Consider the following 18655-nt stretch of genomic DNA (forward strand, 5'->3'; position numbering starts at 1 on the left):
GGCAAGATACGTTATTTTGATTTTTTTTGCATCATGTGTGTTTTCTTAGTGTGTAAAGTACACAGTTTGTTCTACGCATGTGTAGGTAACATAAGCTATGGAAATTGTTCATTTATAGGATTTTTGGTGAATGTTGAATTTTTATAAAAAGCTGATTGTGAGTTGTTTTAGTAATTTTTTTAAGATGTTACAAAATTAATCAATTTAGTTGTAGACTATTTTTACTAGGCGCCATGTTCAGCCTACATTTGGATTAATCAATTGTAAGTAACATGAACAACAACACGGTTTTAGCATGGTCATTCGTGGTGGCCTTAGGAGGTTTTTTATTCGGTTTTGACACAGCTGTTATTTCGGGAGCGGAAAAAGCGGTGCAGATTTTTTGGAGCCTCAGCGAATTTCAGCATGGTTTAACCATGGCCATCGCCTTAATAGGAACCGTTGTCGGGGCGGCTTTAGGTGCATATCCCTCGGATCGCCTGGGACGCAAAACCACCTTATTTTTTGTCGCCGCACTGTATTTCTTTTCGGCCATTGGTACGGCGTTGGCACAGGACTGGAGCATCTTTATTCTTTTTCGTTTTCTCGGTGGTATCGGCGTTGGTGTATCGTCGGTAACGGCACCCATCTACATTTCAGAGATTTCGCCTGCAGGCTCGCGGGGTAAGCTGGTGGGTTTGTTTCAATTTAACGTGGTTCTGGGTATTCTGATTGCCTACCTATCCAATTATTTTATTGGACAGACGGGAGAGGAATCCTGGCGCTGGATGTTAGGTGTACAGGCGTTTCCGGCTCTTTTATTTTTTGTTCTTATTTTTCTTGTACCCGAAAGTCCACGTTGGCTATTACTTCAAAAGGGTAACGTGGAGCGGGCCAAAGTGATTATGCGGAAGATCAATAGCGAAAGTTATGAAGAGGATATTAAGCATATCGTGGGCAGCCAGGCTAAAATAGTCAACGAAGCACGCCTTTTTTCCAAAGCAAATCGTACACCCGTGGTGTTGGCTGTGCTCTTTGCGGTATTCAATCAGGTGTCTGGAATTAACGCCATTATTTATTATGCACCACGTGTATTCGAAATGGCCGGATTGGGAGAACAGAGTTCGTTGCTCTCTACGGTTGGAATTGGTTTGGTGAATTTTGTGTTTACCTTAATCGCGATAAACTTTATTGATAAAGTGGGCCGGCGCAAGCTGATGTTGATCGGATCCTTGGGACTTATCGCATCGCTATCGTTGGTTTCTTATGCCTTTTTCTCCGGACACACGGAGGGCCTGACCATCACAGGTTACCTGATGTGTTATATTGCGTTTTTCGCTTTTTCACAGGGTGCGGTAATCTGGGTTTTCATATCGGAAATATTTCCGAACGATGTGCGGGCGAAAGGACAGACCTTGGGCAGTCTGACCCATTGGGTAATGGCGGCGATCATCACTTTTTGTTTTCCGGCGCTAACGGAGCTGCTAGGTGGTGGGTACACCTTTTTAATATTTGCGGGCTTCATGGTGTTGCAGTTAATCTATGTATTGAAAATGATGCCGGAAACCAAAGGGAAATCGTTGGAAGATATGGAGCAAACCATCAATCTTCATTAGGGAATTGAATTAACATGATGAAACAAGTTGGAATACAGTATAATATAAAGGCTTATGAATAACGAGAAGTTGACGTTAAAGGGGGTTTGTTTTGGTGAGATTCTGTGGGATAATCTCCCAACGGGAAGAAAGCTGGGAGGCGCACCGCTCAATGTCGCCTATCACCTGAATAAACTGGGAATATATACCGACATGTTGACACGGATAGGCGAGGATCAGGATGGCGATGATCTTGTGGCGTTGTGTAGGGAACTGGCGGTTCCGGTAAGGCTATTTCAGCGTGACCAACAGTTTCCAACCTCGACGGTGGAGGTACATTTCAATGAAAAAGGGGAAGTTAGCTATGATATTGTATTTCCCGTGGCATGGGATTATATCGCCCTGGGCGAAAAAGAACGGGAGGCTGTCCGGAATGCTGATTTTTTTGTGTTTGGAAGCCTCTCTACACGAAACGATGAAAGCTATAATACGCTCCAATCGCTCCTGAAAGAAGCGACCTACCGGGTGTTAGACGTCAATCTACGCGCCCCGTTTTACAGCAAGGAACGTATTTTCGAATTGCTGGGGTATGCAGATCTCGTGAAAATGAATGAGGAAGAGCTCGCTTATATCGCTTCCTGGATGGGATTACCGGCTAACCAAAGCGATCTGCAGAAAACGGAACAGCTCATGGAGGGCTTTCGTATAGAAGAGCTGATTGTAACCTATGGTGCTGCCGGAGCTACCTTTCATTCGCATAGCGGAAAATTCAGTTACCGTTTTCCGGCTTTTAAAGTCGATGTGAAGGATACGGTCGGTAGCGGCGATTCGTTCTTGGCGGCCTTTCTTTCGCAACGCTGTCGGCAAGATCCCTCGGCAAGCACGGAAGAGATGCTGGAGTTTGCAGCAACGTTGAGCGCGTTTGTTACGGAAAGCACGGGGGCTTGTCCCGACTACGATGCCAATAGCATACACAGGTTGCAATGGAAGCATTTTTTGAATAGAGGGGAGGTCAATTTGCGTTAAATCTAAATCGTGTCTGGTAGGGAAAGAGCCGGACCATAATCAATTTCAATTATAAACTAATACTAACAAAATTTATTAAACCATGAGAAGAATAGTCTTAAAACTATTGTTCTTGGCATGCACGCTTTCTGTCGTGTATGCGCAAGAAATGCCGTTGTCTGGAAAAATTACAGACGTAAACGGACTACCCTTATCGGCTGTAACGATCACTGTAGCGGGTACGCAAAACGCAACCATTAGCGATGACAATGGAAATTTTAGCATTAGTGCCACTAAAGGGGCTGAGCTTAATTTTACACGCATTGGTATGAACGCCGAGCGGCTGACCGTTCAGAATGACGCATTCCTACACGTTGTCTTAGCGGAAGGGGAAGCATTGGAAGAGGTCATCGTGACCGGATACCAGACGCAACGGAAGGCCGATCTGACGGGAGCCGTCTCGGTGGTGAAAATGGATGAAATAAGTACCCCGCTGACCGGAAATGTCATGAAAAGTCTTCAAGGAAGGGTACCCGGTGTATTTATTTCGACAAGTGGATCTCCAGACGGATCGGCAAATGTCCTGATCAGGGGGATTGGAACCTTAGGCAATAACAATCCGTTGTACGTTATCGACGGTATGCCAAGTACCAAATCCATGAACGAAATTGCAGGCCTTGATATTGAATCTATTCAGATCTTAAAAGATGCGTCCTCCTCAAGTATTTATGGTTCCCGGGCTGCAAATGGGGTAATCATCATCACCACAAAAAAGGGCGGGCGGAATGGGACCCGTGTCGATGCGCGAGCATCCACCGCAATCAAAAATTACGCTAAATCGCTAAACTGGCTGGATACAGAGCAACGGGGTTTTGTACAATGGAGGGCAGCGCTAAACGACGGAACGAATCCGAACTTTGGGGTCTATAGTTTCAAGGATGAGCAGGATGCTAATGGTAACTGGGTATTGAACGAAGTTGTTATCCCTGAATTTATAGATGAGGCCAAAACCATGCGTGCCGCAAATACCGACTGGGTTGAGGAGGTGGGGCGAAACGCCGTCGTACAAAATTACAATGTAAGCTTGATGACGGGCAACGAAACGAGTAAGGCGCTATTTGCAATTGATTATTTTGATAATCAGGGAACCGTAAGAGGAACATATTTTGAACGCCTCGCTGGGCGGCTCAATACGGATTTTACGTTGATGAATGGCCGGATCACAATCGGTGAGAATCTTTCCATGACCAAGATAAAGCAGGATGTACAGGGCAATGTGCTTGAAGGAACGCGTAATATCCAACCTATAGTGCCTGTCCGTACGGTAGATGGAATCGGATGGGGAGGGCCCGTGTCGGGCATGAGCGACAGGCAGAACCCTGCCCGGCTCATTGCCGATAATACGCAGAATAACCGGAATATGCTCAGGCTATTCGGTGATATGTTTATGGAAGTGAAACTGCTGGAGAATCTGAAATTCAGGACCATGTTGGGTATGGATTACTCATTTTTATGGGAGCGTAATATGCTTAAGACCTACACCTCAGGGTTCATGTCGGAAAATACGGCTACAGTAAATAACTACAACAACAGGTGGGGCAACTATGTATGGAATAATACATTGACCTATACATTGGATCTACAGGATAAACACCATTTTGATTTCTTGGTCGGTCAGGAATTGATCGATTATTATGCGGAAAATTTGCAGGCAGGCCGCCGTACGTTTGCGTCGGAAGATCCGGATTACATGTACCTGGATGCGGGTGAAGGCATCCAAACCAACAGTGGCTCGGGTACAGCCTATCGGTTGTTGTCGTACTTTGGCAAGGTGAATTACAATTATAACGACAAATACCTGGCTTCGGTCACCGCTCGTTACGACGGCTCATCACGCTTTGGTGTAAACAATCAATTTGGTTGGTTTCCAGCCTTTTCGGCCGGATGGCGTATAAGCCAGGAGGAGTTTTTGAACGGTATAGATGTGCTTTCTGATTTAAAGGTACGCTACGGATGGGGTAAGGTAGGGAATCAGGAAATTGGCAATTTTGCTTCTTTTGGCATGTACCAGGCGAGCTATGCAACCAATCCAACCTGGGATCCGGACAACGGTACGGCATACGACATCAACGGTGCTGGAACCGGCGTATTGCCCTCTGGCTATAGAAGAATTCAACAACCGAATCCCAACTTACGGTGGGAGTCTGCTTCGCAGCATAACATCGGGCTAGACTTCGGCTTCTTCAACCAGAAGTTGACGGGCTCTTTCGACTATTTCCGCAAAAGTACGGAGGATATCTTGATCTCGCCTCCTTTTATTGCAACGTTAGGAGAAGGAGGAAACAGATGGGTAAATGGTGCAAGCATGTCTAATAAAGGCTATGAACTATTGCTTTCGTACGCGTCGTCGCACAACGACTGGCGCTATGCGATTACAGGGAATATGGGAGGCTACCGCAATGAAATTGTCAAACTGCCTGAGGATGTGATTAACTCCTACCCAGGGAATGGCGTGGACCAGACAATTTTGGGGAGACCGCTGAACTCCATGTTTGGTCACGTGGCTGATGGTTTGTTTAGAAATGCTGCGGAAGTGGATGCGCATGCGGAACAGATCGGAAAGGCTGAAGGCAGAATTCGATATGTAGATGTTAATAATGATGGTCGAATAGGGGATCAGGACCGGACGTGGCTTGGTGTAGCAGATCCCGATTTTGTTTATGGGATTAATTTATCCGTGGGATTTAAACAATGGGATTTCGGAATGTTCTGGAACGGCCTTTATGGAGGGTTGGTAAACAATTCGGCGAAAGGATATACGGATTTTATCAGCTTTTTTGGTGGTGAAAATTACGGTACGCGGGTGTTGGATGCATGGTCTCCTGAAAATCCGGATTCTGATATTCCGGCACTTTCTTTTAATGACCTCAATAATGAAAAGAGATTTTCAAGTTATTTCGTAGAAAGTGCTTCTTATTTTAAACTAAGAACAATTGAAATCGGTTACTCGCTGTCCTCCAATACGCTTAAACGCATCAACAGCCAAGGTGTAAGAGTATATGTGTTGGGAGAGAATCTCCTTGCGTTTAAAAAGAGCTGGGGAAATAATAGGTATACGGGCGTAGATCCGGAAACACCGAATTCGGGATATCCGATACCATTCTCGCTGACTGCGGGTATAAATGTTTCATTTTAATTCAACATTGCCATGAAAAAATTGATCAACGTAATTTTTGTTGCGCTATCCGTACTTGGATTGAGCAGTTGCAACGATTATCTGGATATAAATCCAAAAGGCCAACTGAGTGAAAACCAGTTGAACTCCGTGGAGGGTGCCGAAAACCTGGTTATCGCAGCTTACTCTTCGCTCGGTAACGAAAACTACAATAATAAAACGAATAGCTTATGGCCCTACGGTGACTTACGAAGTGGAGATGCTTATAAAGGGGGCGCCGGAACAGGTGATATGGGCGAATGGAACCTGTACGAAACATTTGTTTCTATGCGTGTAGATGTTTCGGGACTGGATCAGAAATGGTATAGGCAATACGTAGCTATTTCCAGAGCCAATAATGCATTACGTGTTATCAACGGGTTGAGCCCGGAAGAGTATCCCCAAAGGGATATCCGCATGGCCGAAATGCGCTTTCTGCGCGCGCATTATATGTTTGAACTGAAAATTCTGTTTAAACATGTGCCGTATGTTGATGAAACTTTGGCGCCGGAAGAGTACATCACGGTTTCGAACCGGGATTTAACGAATGCCGATCTCTGGTCTAAAATTATTGAGGAGTTTAGGTTTGCTGCTGATGTACTGCCTGAAACAAATGACGATCAACTGGGTAGAGCAAATAAATACATGGCTAAAGCGTATCTGGCCAAAGCATTGCTGTATGCGGCTTACGAACAAAATGAGCAACACGAAGTGATCAACATCAATACGGAGAAACTGGAAGAGGTGGTTACCTTAGTGGATGAATTGGGGGCGAGATATGATCTTTCCCAAGATTTTGCTTTTAACTTCCTGTGTGAATATGAAAATGGACCTGAATCTGTATTCGCTGTTCAGAATTCATTGAATGATGGAACCGAATTTGGCCGTCTGGATTGGAGCGCGATGCTAAATCATCCGATGAATCCCGAGTACGGCTGTTGTGGCTTTCACCAGCCCAGCCAAAATCTGGTCAACGCATTCAAAACAAATGCCGATGGTCTTCCGCTTTTTGATACATATAACAACGAAGATTTAGCGACATCTGCACAGGTCAAGTCGCAGAACATAGATCCCCGGCTCTTACATACCGTCGCCGTTGTGGGGCTTCCCTACAAATATAAAAGTGATTTTATCTTTCAAAACAGCTGGGTACGTCAAATCGAAACGTACGGCAATTACATGTCGCTAAAGGAAGTGGTACTTTATGATAATCCCTGCTTTAGGAAGGTAAATCCCTTTATGAGCAGTAGTAAAAATAGAGATATCATTCGCTTTGATGATGCCTTATTGTGGAAGGCTGAGGCCTTGATAGAATTGGATAGGCCGTTGCTGGCGCTTCCTATTATCAACGAGATCAGGAATCGGGCTGCGCAAAGTGTGTCAAGATTGGTGGATAGCGGAGGGCAGCCAACGGGCAGATTTAAGGTTGATGAATATAAAGATGGTGTGAATTGTAATTGGAATCAATCTTTTGCACGCCGCGCGCTACGATGGGAACGCCGCCTGGAACTGGCGATGGAAGGATTTCGTTTCTTTGACCTGGTAAGGTGGGGAGTTGCGGATACGTATGTAAACGAATACTTGCAAAAGGAAAAAACCAAAAGAAATTACCTGTCTGCTTCGGTATTTAAAAAGAATAGGGATGAATATTTCCCGATTCCGTTAGCACAGATTAACTTTAGCAAGAAGTTATACCAACAGAATTATGGATGGACGGACTAATTTAAGTATAAGAACATGATAAAGAAACTGATTTTACTTGTATTGATATGTGGAGGAATCGCATGGATGGCGAAAGCCCAACAGCCTTTTACCACTACATTTGATGTAGCAAAACAATATCTGAAAATTCCGATAAAAAACGGTGCGCCCAAACGCAATGTGGATATCTTCTTAAATAATGAAAAAATAAGGGGTTTTAATGTCGAGCTCGCCGAGGATGAGCCAGACTGGTTTGCCTACCTGTATGTGGGCGACTGGAAAGGTGCTACCTTAGCCATTAAGGTAGACTCGTTGCGTGCGCAAAGCAAGGTGTTTGCCCCGGTTATGCAAACTGAAACGAACAGCAATAAATCGGATTATCGAGAAGTTCGTCGTGCGCAGTTCCACTTCTCTCCGCGACGTGGATGGATTAATGATCCGAATGGTCTGGCTTATTACAAAGGCGAGTATCACCTCTTTTTTCAGCATAATCCATACGGCACGAACTGGGGAAATATGCATTGGGGGCATGCCGTGTCAAAAGATCTAGTACATTGGAAAGAATTGGATGTAGCGTTGTATCCGGATAGTTTTGGTACCATGTTCAGCGGTGGTGGGGTCGTGGATTCCAACAACACGAGTGGCCTCGCGAATGGGGCGAATAAACCCTTGGTGCTATTTTATACAGCTGCGGAAAAGACTTGGGAGCAGGGCCTGGCCTATAGTGTAGATGGCAGAAAATTTGAAAAATTGCCACATACGATAGTGGATAAAATTACGGATGGAAACCGGGACCCCAAAGTGATATGGCACGAACCTACCCAGCGTTGGGTAATGGTGCTTTACGTAACGGAACCGGATGAGCTGCATACCATGCACTTCTTTACGTCTCCGGATATGAAATCGTGGACATTTGTGAGTAAGATTATTGGTGGAAAGGGAAATGACCGATACATGCACGAATGTCCTGAGTTTTTCGAATTAGCGGTGGATGGTGACCCCACTAACAAGAAGTGGGTTTTAACAGGGGCAAATAGTCAATACGCTGTTGGTACGTTTGATGGGAAAACCTTTGTGCCGGTGGAAGAACGGTTGTTTAGCCAGTTTGGCAGAGATTACTACGCACCACAGACGTTTAGCAATGAACCCAAGGGGCGGCGTATAGAAATTGGCTGGTGGCGTACACATACCAACCAACATGGCGCGGCTTTTAATCAATCCATGAGCATTCCGATGGAACTTAAGTTGAGGCAGACGGACCATGGAATTCGAATAGTGCGTACGCCTGTTGAAGAACTAAAGGCACTGAGAACGAAATCCACGAAGTTACCAACAAGCGTGCTCGCTCCGGAAACGGACAATCCGTTGGCCGCGTTGCGCGCGGAAACGGCCGAAATTAAGCTGCTGATCAAACCTCAACAGGCGGATTCTATTCAGATCAATGTACGCGGACTGCAGATCAACTACCATGTCGGCAAACAGGAACTGGAAATTGACAACGTTCGCGCGTATGTACCTTCGAAAGATGGTAAACAGGAATTTACCATCTTTGTAGATCGTACCGGTGTTGAGGTATTTGCTGCTAATGGTGAAGTATTTATGCCGGTTAATTATAATCTGGAGCCGGCCAACAGATCGTATGGGATTCGCGTTCATGGCGGATCTGCTACGATGGAAACGTTTGAATTTCACGAACTAAAAAGTATATGGTAATGATAAGATATATTAGTACAATCGTAATCTTAATGGTTTTGAATGCCTGCAATGGGCCTTCAAATGAAGAAGCGCAGCTGGAAGACTATCGTCCGGCCTACCATTTTACGCCAAAGAAAGGCTGGATGAATGATCCGAACGGACTGGTTTTCATTGATGGCGTGTATCATCTTTTTTTTCAACATAACCCCGACAGCACCGTTTGGGGGCCTATGCATTGGGGGCACGCTACAAGTACTGATTTGATACATTGGGAGGAACAGCCTATTGCCTTATTTCCCGATAGTCTGGGTACCATCTTTTCGGGTAGTGCTGTGATCGACAGGGATAATACCGCTGGATTTGGCAAGGATGCGCTGGTGGCCATTTTTACACACCACAACCACGATATCGAAAAACAGCAAACGGGCCTTCACCAATATCAAAGTATTGCATATAGCCTTGACAAAGGCATTACCTGGACAAAATATAGCGGTAATCCTGTGCTACCGAATCCCGGGATATGGGATTTCCGCGATCCAAAGGTCATGTGGCACGAAGAGGGTCAACAATGGATTATGACCTTAGCGACCAAACAGACTATTACATTCTATGGCTCGAAAAACTTGAAAGAATGGACACGGCTGAGTGAGTTTGGCGAAAATATAGGGGCACATGGTGGCGTATGGGAATGCCCGGATTTACTTCAATTCGCTACGCCAGAAGGGGATAAATGGGTGTTATTGGTGAGCATCAATCCCGGAGGGCCGAATGCGGGCTCCGCGACGCAATATTTCGTCGGAGATTTTGATGGGAAAACGTTTACAACAACGCAGCAGGACATTAAATGGATGGATTACGGGCCGGATAATTATGCGGGTGTAACCTTCTCGAATACGGCAAATCGAAAGATTCTGATCGGGTGGATGAGCAACTGGGAATACGCCAATGTAGTGCCTGCCTCTACCTGGCGTAGCGGAATGACAATAGCCCGGGAATTGGGACTTGAAGAACACGACGGACAGTGGCTGCTGACCGCTGTCCCAGTTAAAGAACTGGATAGGGTACTGGAAGATAGCGATGTGATAGAACGTATTGATGTGGAAAAAGAATTGGATCTGAGCACAGAGGTGATGCCACTCAACAATACATTCGAGGGTTCTTTCGTTATGCAAAAAACGACCGGATTCGAGATTCAGTTGGCAAATGAAAGTGGAGAGCAACTGTCATTTGGCTATGACCAATCAAAGAACGAGTATTACATCGATCGATCAAAAGCCGGCGATGCCTCCTTCAATGAAACATTCCCGAAGCGGGCAGTGGCTGCGCGAATCGGGTCGCCAGCTCCGCTTGCATTTCGTTTTCTTATAGATCGAAATTCAATTGAAATATTTGCCGATCAGGGGAAAATCAACATGAGCGCGTTGTTTTTTGCGAAGGATGCTTTCTCCAAAATGAATTTCCGCGTAGATGATCTCACTACGATAGAAAATCTGCAAGTAAAGGGTGTTAATGTAAAGAAATAAACATAGGTTCTACGGAGTAGGTCTCTACTTTCCTGATCTCGTCTGGTGCCGATCCGAATATACACTATCGGAAATAAGCATTTATTTAGACGAGAAGAATGGCGCGACATAATCTTCTTTCTGGCGTTAGCTGTAGGAGTTGTCACACTGGCGATAGTAACATCGTCGTCATCGCGATGAGCGCAGCGAAGTGGCAATCTTACAAGCTTTATTTTCCAATAACTTCTCCAACGATAAGCCGTGTGGTGTGATGGAATACTCGACCGTAAGCGAAAAGGTGCTGGCATTCGTAGCTTGGGGCAGACGGAAGTAAGCTATCCTGCGCGGTGTACTATTGAAGCATACGCGCAATCGCTGTAAAACCTTTACGCTGCGCGTGTTGGAGCGCAGTGACGCCGTCGTGATCCGGCATATCCAGCTTAGCGCCTGCATCTTTAAGGATCTGTACGATCTCTTGGTAAGGGGCACTGCCATCTCCCAAGATCACCGTCTCCAGTAATGCCGTCCAGCCTAACCGGTTAATATGATCGATCGGGTAATTTTTGGTGTTGGCAAGCAACCGAACGGTCTCTACATGGCCGCGCTCACAGGCGGGAATCAGTGCCGAGCCATGGTAGCGATTGAATATTTCAAAGTTTGCTCCGTTGTCTAGATACAGCTGCACCAATTCGGTCTGCCCGCTGGCGCCCGCATATAGAAATGGACTGTCCTTATTGTCTGCCTGCTGATTGACATCGGCGCCATGTGCGACCAATAGCTCAGCCATATCGACAAGTCGGTTATTGGTGGCGATCAGTAAGAGTGAACGTTGATTATCGTCCGTTATGTTGACACTGGCACCACTTTCTAAGGCTTGCTCAACGGCAGCTAGATCATTGGTCTCGACGAGTTTTATCATTTCGGCTGTGTTCATCGTGATTGGTTTTTGGTTACTAAATTTTGCTTCCCACCAGGTTTTTATTTCGGCTTTTCGCACAGGGTCTGTTTTAGGACAGCTGGTCAGGAAAGAGGGATATTCTTTTCCTAGCCGGTAAGCATCGATCAAATCCATGGCATGACCACCGATTGTTGCTGAATCTTTGAGGGGCAGTGTTGATGCAAGTACGCTGACGGCGCATTTGGCCGGTTCTTTACTATCGATAAGTTTCATCAAGTACGCCAGCTCCTTTCTCTGGATCCACGTGCTGGGAGCCTGGTTAACTAACGACAATAGGTTGATGGCAACAGTATTGGTCTCTGAATCGGTTTTCTTTAGTTTTTCAATATATTCGGCGACGTTGGTATTCAGAAAGTTAACGTGAAACGGGCCGCGAAATGCAGCCGTATCGACGAAATGCGTCTTCTCTGAATCCATCATCTGGGCAGTAGCGTACAACGAAGACACGATCAGCGCCACAGAGAGACACATGATCTTATGTGTATTATTTTTTTTGAAGATGGAAGCCATTGCTATCATAAAACATACTAACGTAATGCAAAACTAAATCTACCCCTTGAAAACCCCATATCCGTTTGGCGACCAGCGTATTCGCGCTACTCGGTCTTGCCTTTGAGCGAAGCGTAGATCGCCATGGCATGCCCGTGCCCTAACTCAAATTCTTCTTTTAGCCAATTGGTGATCTCCGTTGCTTTTACCGTCAGATCACCATTTTCCAGAAATCCTTTTTCCTCAGCCAGTTTTTTGAAGTCTTCCGGAGATTTACCTGTCTTTTTTTGAATGTTGTCAATATAAGCTTGAAACGACATAGTAATTTATGTTTACTGTTATTTGATTCGTAATAGTAAATATACGAGATATTTTTTTAAATGTCTTTTGTCATTGTTGCTTTGGAGGGCTTTAAATTTATGTCGATCTTAGATAAGTAAACAGAGAACTCGATATGAAGATATACCAACATACACTGCGGGTCGCAGCTAAGCCCAGGGGATTTCACCTGATTACTAAAAACGTAGTGGAGGCTCTTCCTGAAATTGCTTCCATCGATGTAGGCATCTGCCAGGTGTTTATACAGCATACCTCGGCATCGCTTACGATTAATGAAAATGCAGACCCTACCGTACGACTCGACTTCGAAACTTTTTTTAACAAGACCGTTAGCGAAAACGATCCCGATTATCTGCACGATTACGAAGGGTCGGACGATATGCCAGCCCATCTGAAAAGCGCGCTATTGGGTTGCTCATTAACCATACCCATCAGCAATGGCCGGTTGAACCTGGGCACCTGGCAAGGCATCTACCTGTGCGAACACCGGGATCATGGAGGTGCCCGGCAGCTGGTGGTTACTGCATGGGGAAGCTAACCACACGCTAGAATGCTGGTGTCGCGAAAGTGATAACGACATTTTTGTGGTGGTAACGGCACTTGCACCGATGGTGCTAGACGGATCGTTGCACGGTAAGGTGTAACCCAACTACTGTTTTTTCTGAGACAGGATTCGTAAATACAAAGCATTTTTTATATGTTTGAACAACCGTATACAAGGAAAAGATGCTGGCTTGATGGATCAGTATCTGATCATAACAAATTATTGGGGTGTCCTAGACTTTCGAAATGGAAGATGAATCACAGTGGTGGGAAATGTTTCGCATGGGCGATGAAACATCGTTCAAACGTATTTTTGAACGGTATCAATCGCTATTGTTTAACTACGGCTATAAGTTTACGCAGGATGAAAACCTAATAGATGATTGCGTGCAAGAGCTTTTTGTAAAGCTATGGTACAACCGCGAGAACCTAGGCGACACGGCCTCGGTCAAAAACTATCTGTTTAAATCTTTTCGTCGGATGCTATCCCGTAAACTGGAACGGGCTAACCGTTTCTTCAGCATAAACGCGCTAACATCTGAAAAGCTGCCGTTTGACATCGAACTGCCCGTCGATGTAGATTTGATGCGGAAGGAGCGGATCGCCGAAATACGGCAGCAACTTGCCCTGGCGTTGGATAAAATGTCTCCGAGGCAACGGGAAATAATCCACCTCCGGTATTTTGAGGAAATGACATATGAAGAAATAGCCGACGTAATGGGGCTTTCTGTTAAAGACACCTACAAGCTTTTTTACCGCGCGATGGACAGCCTACGCAAATATATCGGTAAGATTAATTTACTCGCTCTTCTTGCAATTATCGGACATCTGAAGGCGACGAACATCTTAAAATCTTAATTTCCCAATTGCTTCTTTTAATGCTACGATTTAGCTGTTTGACAATCTTCTGTCAGATACGTTGAGATTTTTTTACCGTTCGTAGAAAAAAAATAAAAATAATTGAAATTCATTGGGGTAATTTTCATCATTCAGGTATACTATAATAAAGCAGCACATGAAAGCGACGTTTTCGACATATCAAAATTTTAAGGCGATAGACTTTTTTCAAGATGAGTATTTTTCCGCAAGCGCAGGATCATCGCTCGAAGCGGATCAAGAATTTTGGCAGGAGCTGGGTGCTGCTTATCCGGAGCTTCATCCCGAAATGGACACGGCGCGAAGTTGGATATTGCTGATAAAGCAACAACCCATAAAGCGTCAAACGGGTAGTATGCAGATGCGTTGGCAGGGCATCCAAAATCAGCTGCAGGATTACGGACGTCGACAGGCGAGGGTACGGCGAATGCAGGCCGTAATCCGTTGGTCTGCATCCATAGCTGCACTGTTTCTTGCGGTTGCGCTGTTTTACGAAGTAAATCAGTTCGGTACAAAAAGCACAAAAACCACTTTCGGACAACGTCGGGAGGTGATTTTGCCAGACGAATCCTTGATCGATTTGAATAGCAATTCGACCTTATCGTATGTGCGGGATTGGAAATCGGATAAACCGAGGGAGGTATGGCTCACCGGTGAAGCCATGTTCGAAGTGAAGCATACTGCCGTGCGCAATCGTCTACGGGAAAACGATCGATTCGTGGTGCGTGTGGCCGATCTGGCCCTTACTGTTCTGGGTACGAAATTTAATGTCAAAGAACGTCGTGGTCGCGTGGAAGTAACACTCTTCGAAGGAAGTTTGCAGATTACGGGAGGAAATGGCATCGAAAAAATGTTGCGGCCCGGCGAGACATTTGTCTACGATACATCGGTTAAAACGGAAACCTTGCTTAACAAGGATATGGCGAAAGTGTCGTCTTGGACTCGGGGAGAGTTGGATATCGAACACGCCAACTTATCCAATATTGTGGAAGTGCTCGAAGATAACTACGGGTATAAGGTCGTGTTAACGGATTCAGGCCTATTGGAAAAAAGGCTCACGGGTACGATTCCGATGACCAATGTGAAAGATATTCTTTTCGTGCTGAAGCACACGATGGACGTCAATATCCAGGTTAACGACAAGGAAATAACCATCAATTCAAAATAACAAGTACAATTAATTAACATTTATGAAATCAAAATTACTGATGCTTTTTATCTTCCTGCTGGCCTACAGCGGCGGATATGCCCAAAGGAAGGTGAGCCTTGGACAAGCGTTAAACGACGTAACCCGAATCTATGGAACGAAGTTTTCGTATGAGGAAGGTTTATTGCGTGATGTGCAAGTAAATGCCGACCTACTCCCGAAAAATAAAAATATTCCCGTGGAATCGGTATTGAAGGAACTTTTATACCCCAGTGGCTTTTTATTCTTATATGTGCAGAAAAACTATTATACGATTATCCGCGATAGCCGCGCGAAAATAGACGGTGAGGATAATCGGTATTGGAAAGTTATTACCGGCCTTGTAAAAGATAGTAACGGAAAACCGCTGGTAGGGGTAACGGTTCTCCCGGATGGGGTCGGTGTTCGCAGTGGGGTATCCACAAGTAGCGACGGCCGGTATACGCTGCGCTTAACCCAACCGGCAGAGGCGCTTACGTTTTCCTCGGTTGGTATGCAACCCCAACGACACGTTATTGGTAATAATACGCAGATCGATGTATCCATGGGGCAGGTGATAAACGAATTAGAGGAGGTCGCAGTGCTGTCTATGGGATATACGAAGTTGCCCAAAGATCGCGCGACGGGTTCGTTCGGGTCAATCTCTTCCGAACAAATTAAAGAAACTCCCGCCATCAATATAATGGAGCGTATTCAAGGGCTAGTACCGGGCATGTATGTTGATCCTAAGAATAATACGATTCAAATACGGGGCATCAATAGTTTTGGCCTGGGATCAACTAAAGATCCGCTTATCGTAATAGATGGTTTTCCGATGGCAGAAGTAGAAGACAATAGATTTCGTCTTGCCGAGAAAAATAATTTACAAGGGGGCGGCGGTGCTGTGTTACCTCAGCTTAATCCAAATGATATCGAAAGTATTACAGTGTTGAAAGATGCCGCGGCGGCTTCGATTTGGGGCGCAAAAGCAGCCAATGGTGTGATTGTTATTGAAACAAAGAAAGGTAGAAATGCGCCAACGGTAGTAAACTTCTCGTCCACATTGAGTGTGTCTTCGCCTGCTAATCTGAATAGGTTGGATAGGATGTCCACGTCACAATATATTGATTTAGAAAGAGAGCTGTTTAACAAAAACATGATAAACGACAATGTAGACTTCTGGGGGCCTTTTAATACAAATGCACCGCTTACAGAGTCCTTAGAATGGTTGTTTAGGGTGAACAGGGGCAGTGCAACGGAGATAGAACGGGACGCAGCACTTGACAAATTAGCTGCTGTAGACAACAGAAGCCAAATTCGTGACTATCTTTTGCAAAATGCTACCTCACAGCAATATAGTATGTCTTTTTCGGGAGGTTCTAACAAGACGAACTATTTTTTGTCTGGAAATTACAGCAAGGATGTTCCTGTATTTCGTGCCAATAAGGGTGAAACGATGACGTTAACTTCGAATTTGACGAATTCATTATTCAATGATCGAGTGAAGGTCGAAACGGGCATTAATTATAACTACGGCACATCATTGACCAATACGGCTGCGATTAATGCTTTGTCATCAAATCCGCAAATGGGAGGTCTTCTGCCCTATGATTTATTGAAGAATGAGTCGGGAGAAAATATTAAAAAATATCTGCGCTATCGTCCTGAGGTCATGCAAGAATTTGAACGCCAAGGCTATCTTGATTGGGCATATAGTCCCTTGGATGAGCTAGAAACATCAAATTATAATGACCAATCGCACCGTCTTCGTATGCACCTGAATCTTAATACGAAATTGACGAGTTGGGCCAACTTATCGGTAATGGGGCAGTTGCAACGTGTATTGGAAAACGCAGAGAGTATAGACTACGTCGACAGTTACACGATGCGCAACAACATTAACTATGGAACTACAGTAAACAGCGCAGGTAATTTGGTTTACAATTATCCGATGGGTGGAAATTTAAGAACCCGGAATTACAACGGTTCCCAATATATGGTGCGTACACAATTGAATATAGATGAGACCTTCGGTTTGCAAGATCAATATGCCCTAGCATTTATTGGCGGCGCAGAGATCAAACAGAATGACTACCGTTCGTCGGGAGGTAACTTTATAGGATTCGACCCGTTAACTTACGTCAATTCTGTTTACACGCCCAGTGGCAGATATGATACAGTAGACGGGTGGGGAGCAACGTTTCCAGCAAACGGGGTGGTTGCAAAAAATAAAACAAGGGCGCTATCCTATTATTCCAACGCATCATTCTCCGCGTTTAGAAGTAAATATGTTATTTCTGGGAGCGTACGGTTTGACGATTTTACAGTCGTTGGGGCTTCCCGTGAACAACGAGCTAAACCGCTCTGGTCGGTTGGCGGAAAGTGGGATGCAAAACAAGAAGCCTTTTTAAAGGATGCTGCTTGGGCAGATGCACTGGGTCTGCGCGTGACCTACGGGGTAAACGGTACGTTGCCCCTAGGGATCGGAAGCGTTGTGGTCATCACAACGAGCCAGGATAACCAGACGGGCGAAGGGACGGCAGCAATTAGCTACCCTGCAAACAATCAGATAAGCTGGGAAAAGGTAAAAACCTTCAATATTGGGTTAGACTATGGAATTTGGGATAACCGATTGCAAGTTAATGTGGATTATTATACGAAGAGGTCATCGGATATTTTATATGAGCTTCCGTTCAACCCGACCTACGGCTGGACACGCGTGCGCTTCAATAGTGCGAGTATGAAAGCGCACGGTATAGACTTAGGGCTGCGTGCTAATTGGTTGCGAGCGACGCCGCTGAAGTGGAACACCATGTTTAATTTCGGCTATAATACGAATGAAGTAACCGATTCACGGTTCGAGAAATCTACAAGTGTCCCACAATTGATCGCTGGATCTATACCTATCGAAGGACACTCCACCGACTATATGTACGCGTACAATTGGGCTGGCTTAGATACCGACGGAAGATCACAGATATATAAAGCTGATGGCTCCATTGTGAAAGTAGATCAAGGCATTAATCAGCTGTCTGCCGAAGATCTGCGTGAAATGGGCCGCACAACGCCACCTTACGTGGGCGGACTTTTCAATACGTTCAGCTATAAGGATTTCTCGTTGGGCATTCGCATAAACTACGAGATCGGACACGTATTACGCAGGCTCTCTGTTCAAAACTACCCACAATGGAATTTTTATTCCGGTGCAATTGGATTGCAGTCTGACTTAGCTAGCCGTTGGCGGAATGCGGGGGATGAATTAATAACCGATATCCCAGCAATAGTGAATGATGGATGGCAGTTTAACAGCGTGTCACGCTATTCCAGTGCAGATAAGCTGGTAATAAGCGGAAGTCATGTTCGCTTACAACAGATCGATTTTGGATATCATATCCCTCAAAGTATGTTATCACGGACGCCATTCAAGAGCGTCGGACTAACCGCTGCTGTACGAAATCTTGGCATTATTTGGAGAATGAATAAAGATGGTGTAGATCCAAATTACCGGGTAACAGATAGTTATTCGAGTTTACCTCCAGCTACCGCTTTCTTTTTTAGTGTAAACGCTTCGTTTTAATCCTTAAGAATATAAAA

At 45.1% G+C, this 18655-nt stretch carries 13 protein-coding genes; 11 read left to right on the plus strand and 2 right to left on the minus strand.

Features of this window, described 5'->3' with window-relative positions; all coding sequences use genetic code 11:
- The first annotated feature begins 272 nt into the window (after positions 1-272).
- The 7 genes from FAZ15_RS01610 to FAZ15_RS22960 all read left to right on the plus strand — a co-directional run bounded on the left by FAZ15_RS01610 (position 273) and on the right by FAZ15_RS22960 (position 11025).
- Complete coding sequence (locus FAZ15_RS01610; protein ID WP_136899466.1) at positions 273-1595, plus strand: sugar porter family MFS transporter; 1323 nt, start codon at positions 273-275, stop codon at positions 1593-1595.
- A gap of 54 nt (positions 1596-1649) precedes the next feature.
- A complete protein-coding gene (locus FAZ15_RS01615; protein ID WP_136899468.1) occupies positions 1650-2600 on the plus strand; it encodes a carbohydrate kinase family protein in 951 nt (316 codons plus the stop codon).
- 82 nt (positions 2601-2682) lie between these two features.
- On the plus strand, positions 2683-5775 hold the full coding sequence (locus FAZ15_RS01620; protein WP_136899470.1) for a SusC/RagA family TonB-linked outer membrane protein: 3093 nt from the start codon (positions 2683-2685) through the stop codon (positions 5773-5775).
- 12 nt (positions 5776-5787) lie between these two features.
- On the plus strand, positions 5788-7515 hold the full coding sequence (locus FAZ15_RS01625; RefSeq protein WP_136899472.1) for a RagB/SusD family nutrient uptake outer membrane protein: 1728 nt from the start codon (positions 5788-5790) through the stop codon (positions 7513-7515).
- Between the two features lie 15 nt (positions 7516-7530).
- Positions 7531-9207 (plus strand): GH32 C-terminal domain-containing protein, encoded by a 1677-nt coding sequence (locus FAZ15_RS01630; RefSeq protein ID WP_136899474.1) that lies wholly within the window; start codon positions 7531-7533, stop codon positions 9205-9207.
- On the plus strand, positions 9207-10712 hold the full coding sequence (locus tag FAZ15_RS01635; protein ID WP_238387113.1) for a glycoside hydrolase family 32 protein: 1506 nt from the start codon (positions 9207-9209) through the stop codon (positions 10710-10712). Before FAZ15_RS01630 ends, FAZ15_RS01635 begins: the two co-directional genes overlap by 1 nt.
- 190 nt (positions 10713-10902) lie before the next feature.
- Positions 10903-11025, plus strand: coding sequence for a hypothetical protein (locus tag FAZ15_RS22960; protein WP_262709278.1), 123 nt, complete (start codon positions 10903-10905; stop codon positions 11023-11025).
- A gap of 18 nt (positions 11026-11043) precedes the next feature.
- Here the strand turns inward: FAZ15_RS22960 and FAZ15_RS01640 are convergent, their stop codons facing one another.
- Positions 11044-11922: an ankyrin repeat domain-containing protein gene (locus tag FAZ15_RS01640; protein ID WP_238387114.1), complete on the minus strand. Its 879-nt coding sequence runs from the start codon at positions 11920-11922 to the stop codon at positions 11044-11046.
- Positions 11923-12245: 323 nt separating this feature from the next.
- A complete protein-coding gene (locus FAZ15_RS01645) occupies positions 12246-12458 on the minus strand; it encodes a DUF4287 domain-containing protein (protein ID WP_136899478.1) in 213 nt (70 codons plus the stop codon).
- A gap of 134 nt (positions 12459-12592) precedes the next feature.
- Here FAZ15_RS01645 and FAZ15_RS01650 point away from each other — a divergent pair, with 134 nt between their 5' ends.
- The 4 genes from FAZ15_RS01650 (at position 12593) to FAZ15_RS01665 (ending at position 18638) form a co-directional block, all read left to right on the plus strand.
- Positions 12593-13015, plus strand: coding sequence for a secondary thiamine-phosphate synthase enzyme YjbQ (locus FAZ15_RS01650; RefSeq protein WP_136899480.1), 423 nt, complete (start codon positions 12593-12595; stop codon positions 13013-13015).
- Positions 13016-13266: 251 nt separating this feature from the next.
- A complete protein-coding gene (locus FAZ15_RS01655; RefSeq protein WP_136899482.1) occupies positions 13267-13878 on the plus strand; it encodes an RNA polymerase sigma factor in 612 nt (203 codons plus the stop codon).
- A gap of 157 nt (positions 13879-14035) precedes the next feature.
- A complete protein-coding gene (locus FAZ15_RS01660; protein WP_136899484.1) occupies positions 14036-15064 on the plus strand; it encodes a FecR family protein in 1029 nt (342 codons plus the stop codon).
- Positions 15065-15086: 22 nt separating this feature from the next.
- The gene (locus tag FAZ15_RS01665; RefSeq protein WP_136899486.1) at positions 15087-18638 is read left to right on the plus strand and encodes a SusC/RagA family TonB-linked outer membrane protein; all 3552 of its coding nucleotides are present in this window, start codon (positions 15087-15089) and stop codon (positions 18636-18638) included.
- The last annotated feature ends 17 nt before the right edge of the window (positions 18639-18655 follow it).

Source organism: Sphingobacterium olei, from assembly GCF_005048855.1.
Lineage (GTDB): Bacteria > Bacteroidota > Bacteroidia > Sphingobacteriales > Sphingobacteriaceae > Sphingobacterium > Sphingobacterium olei.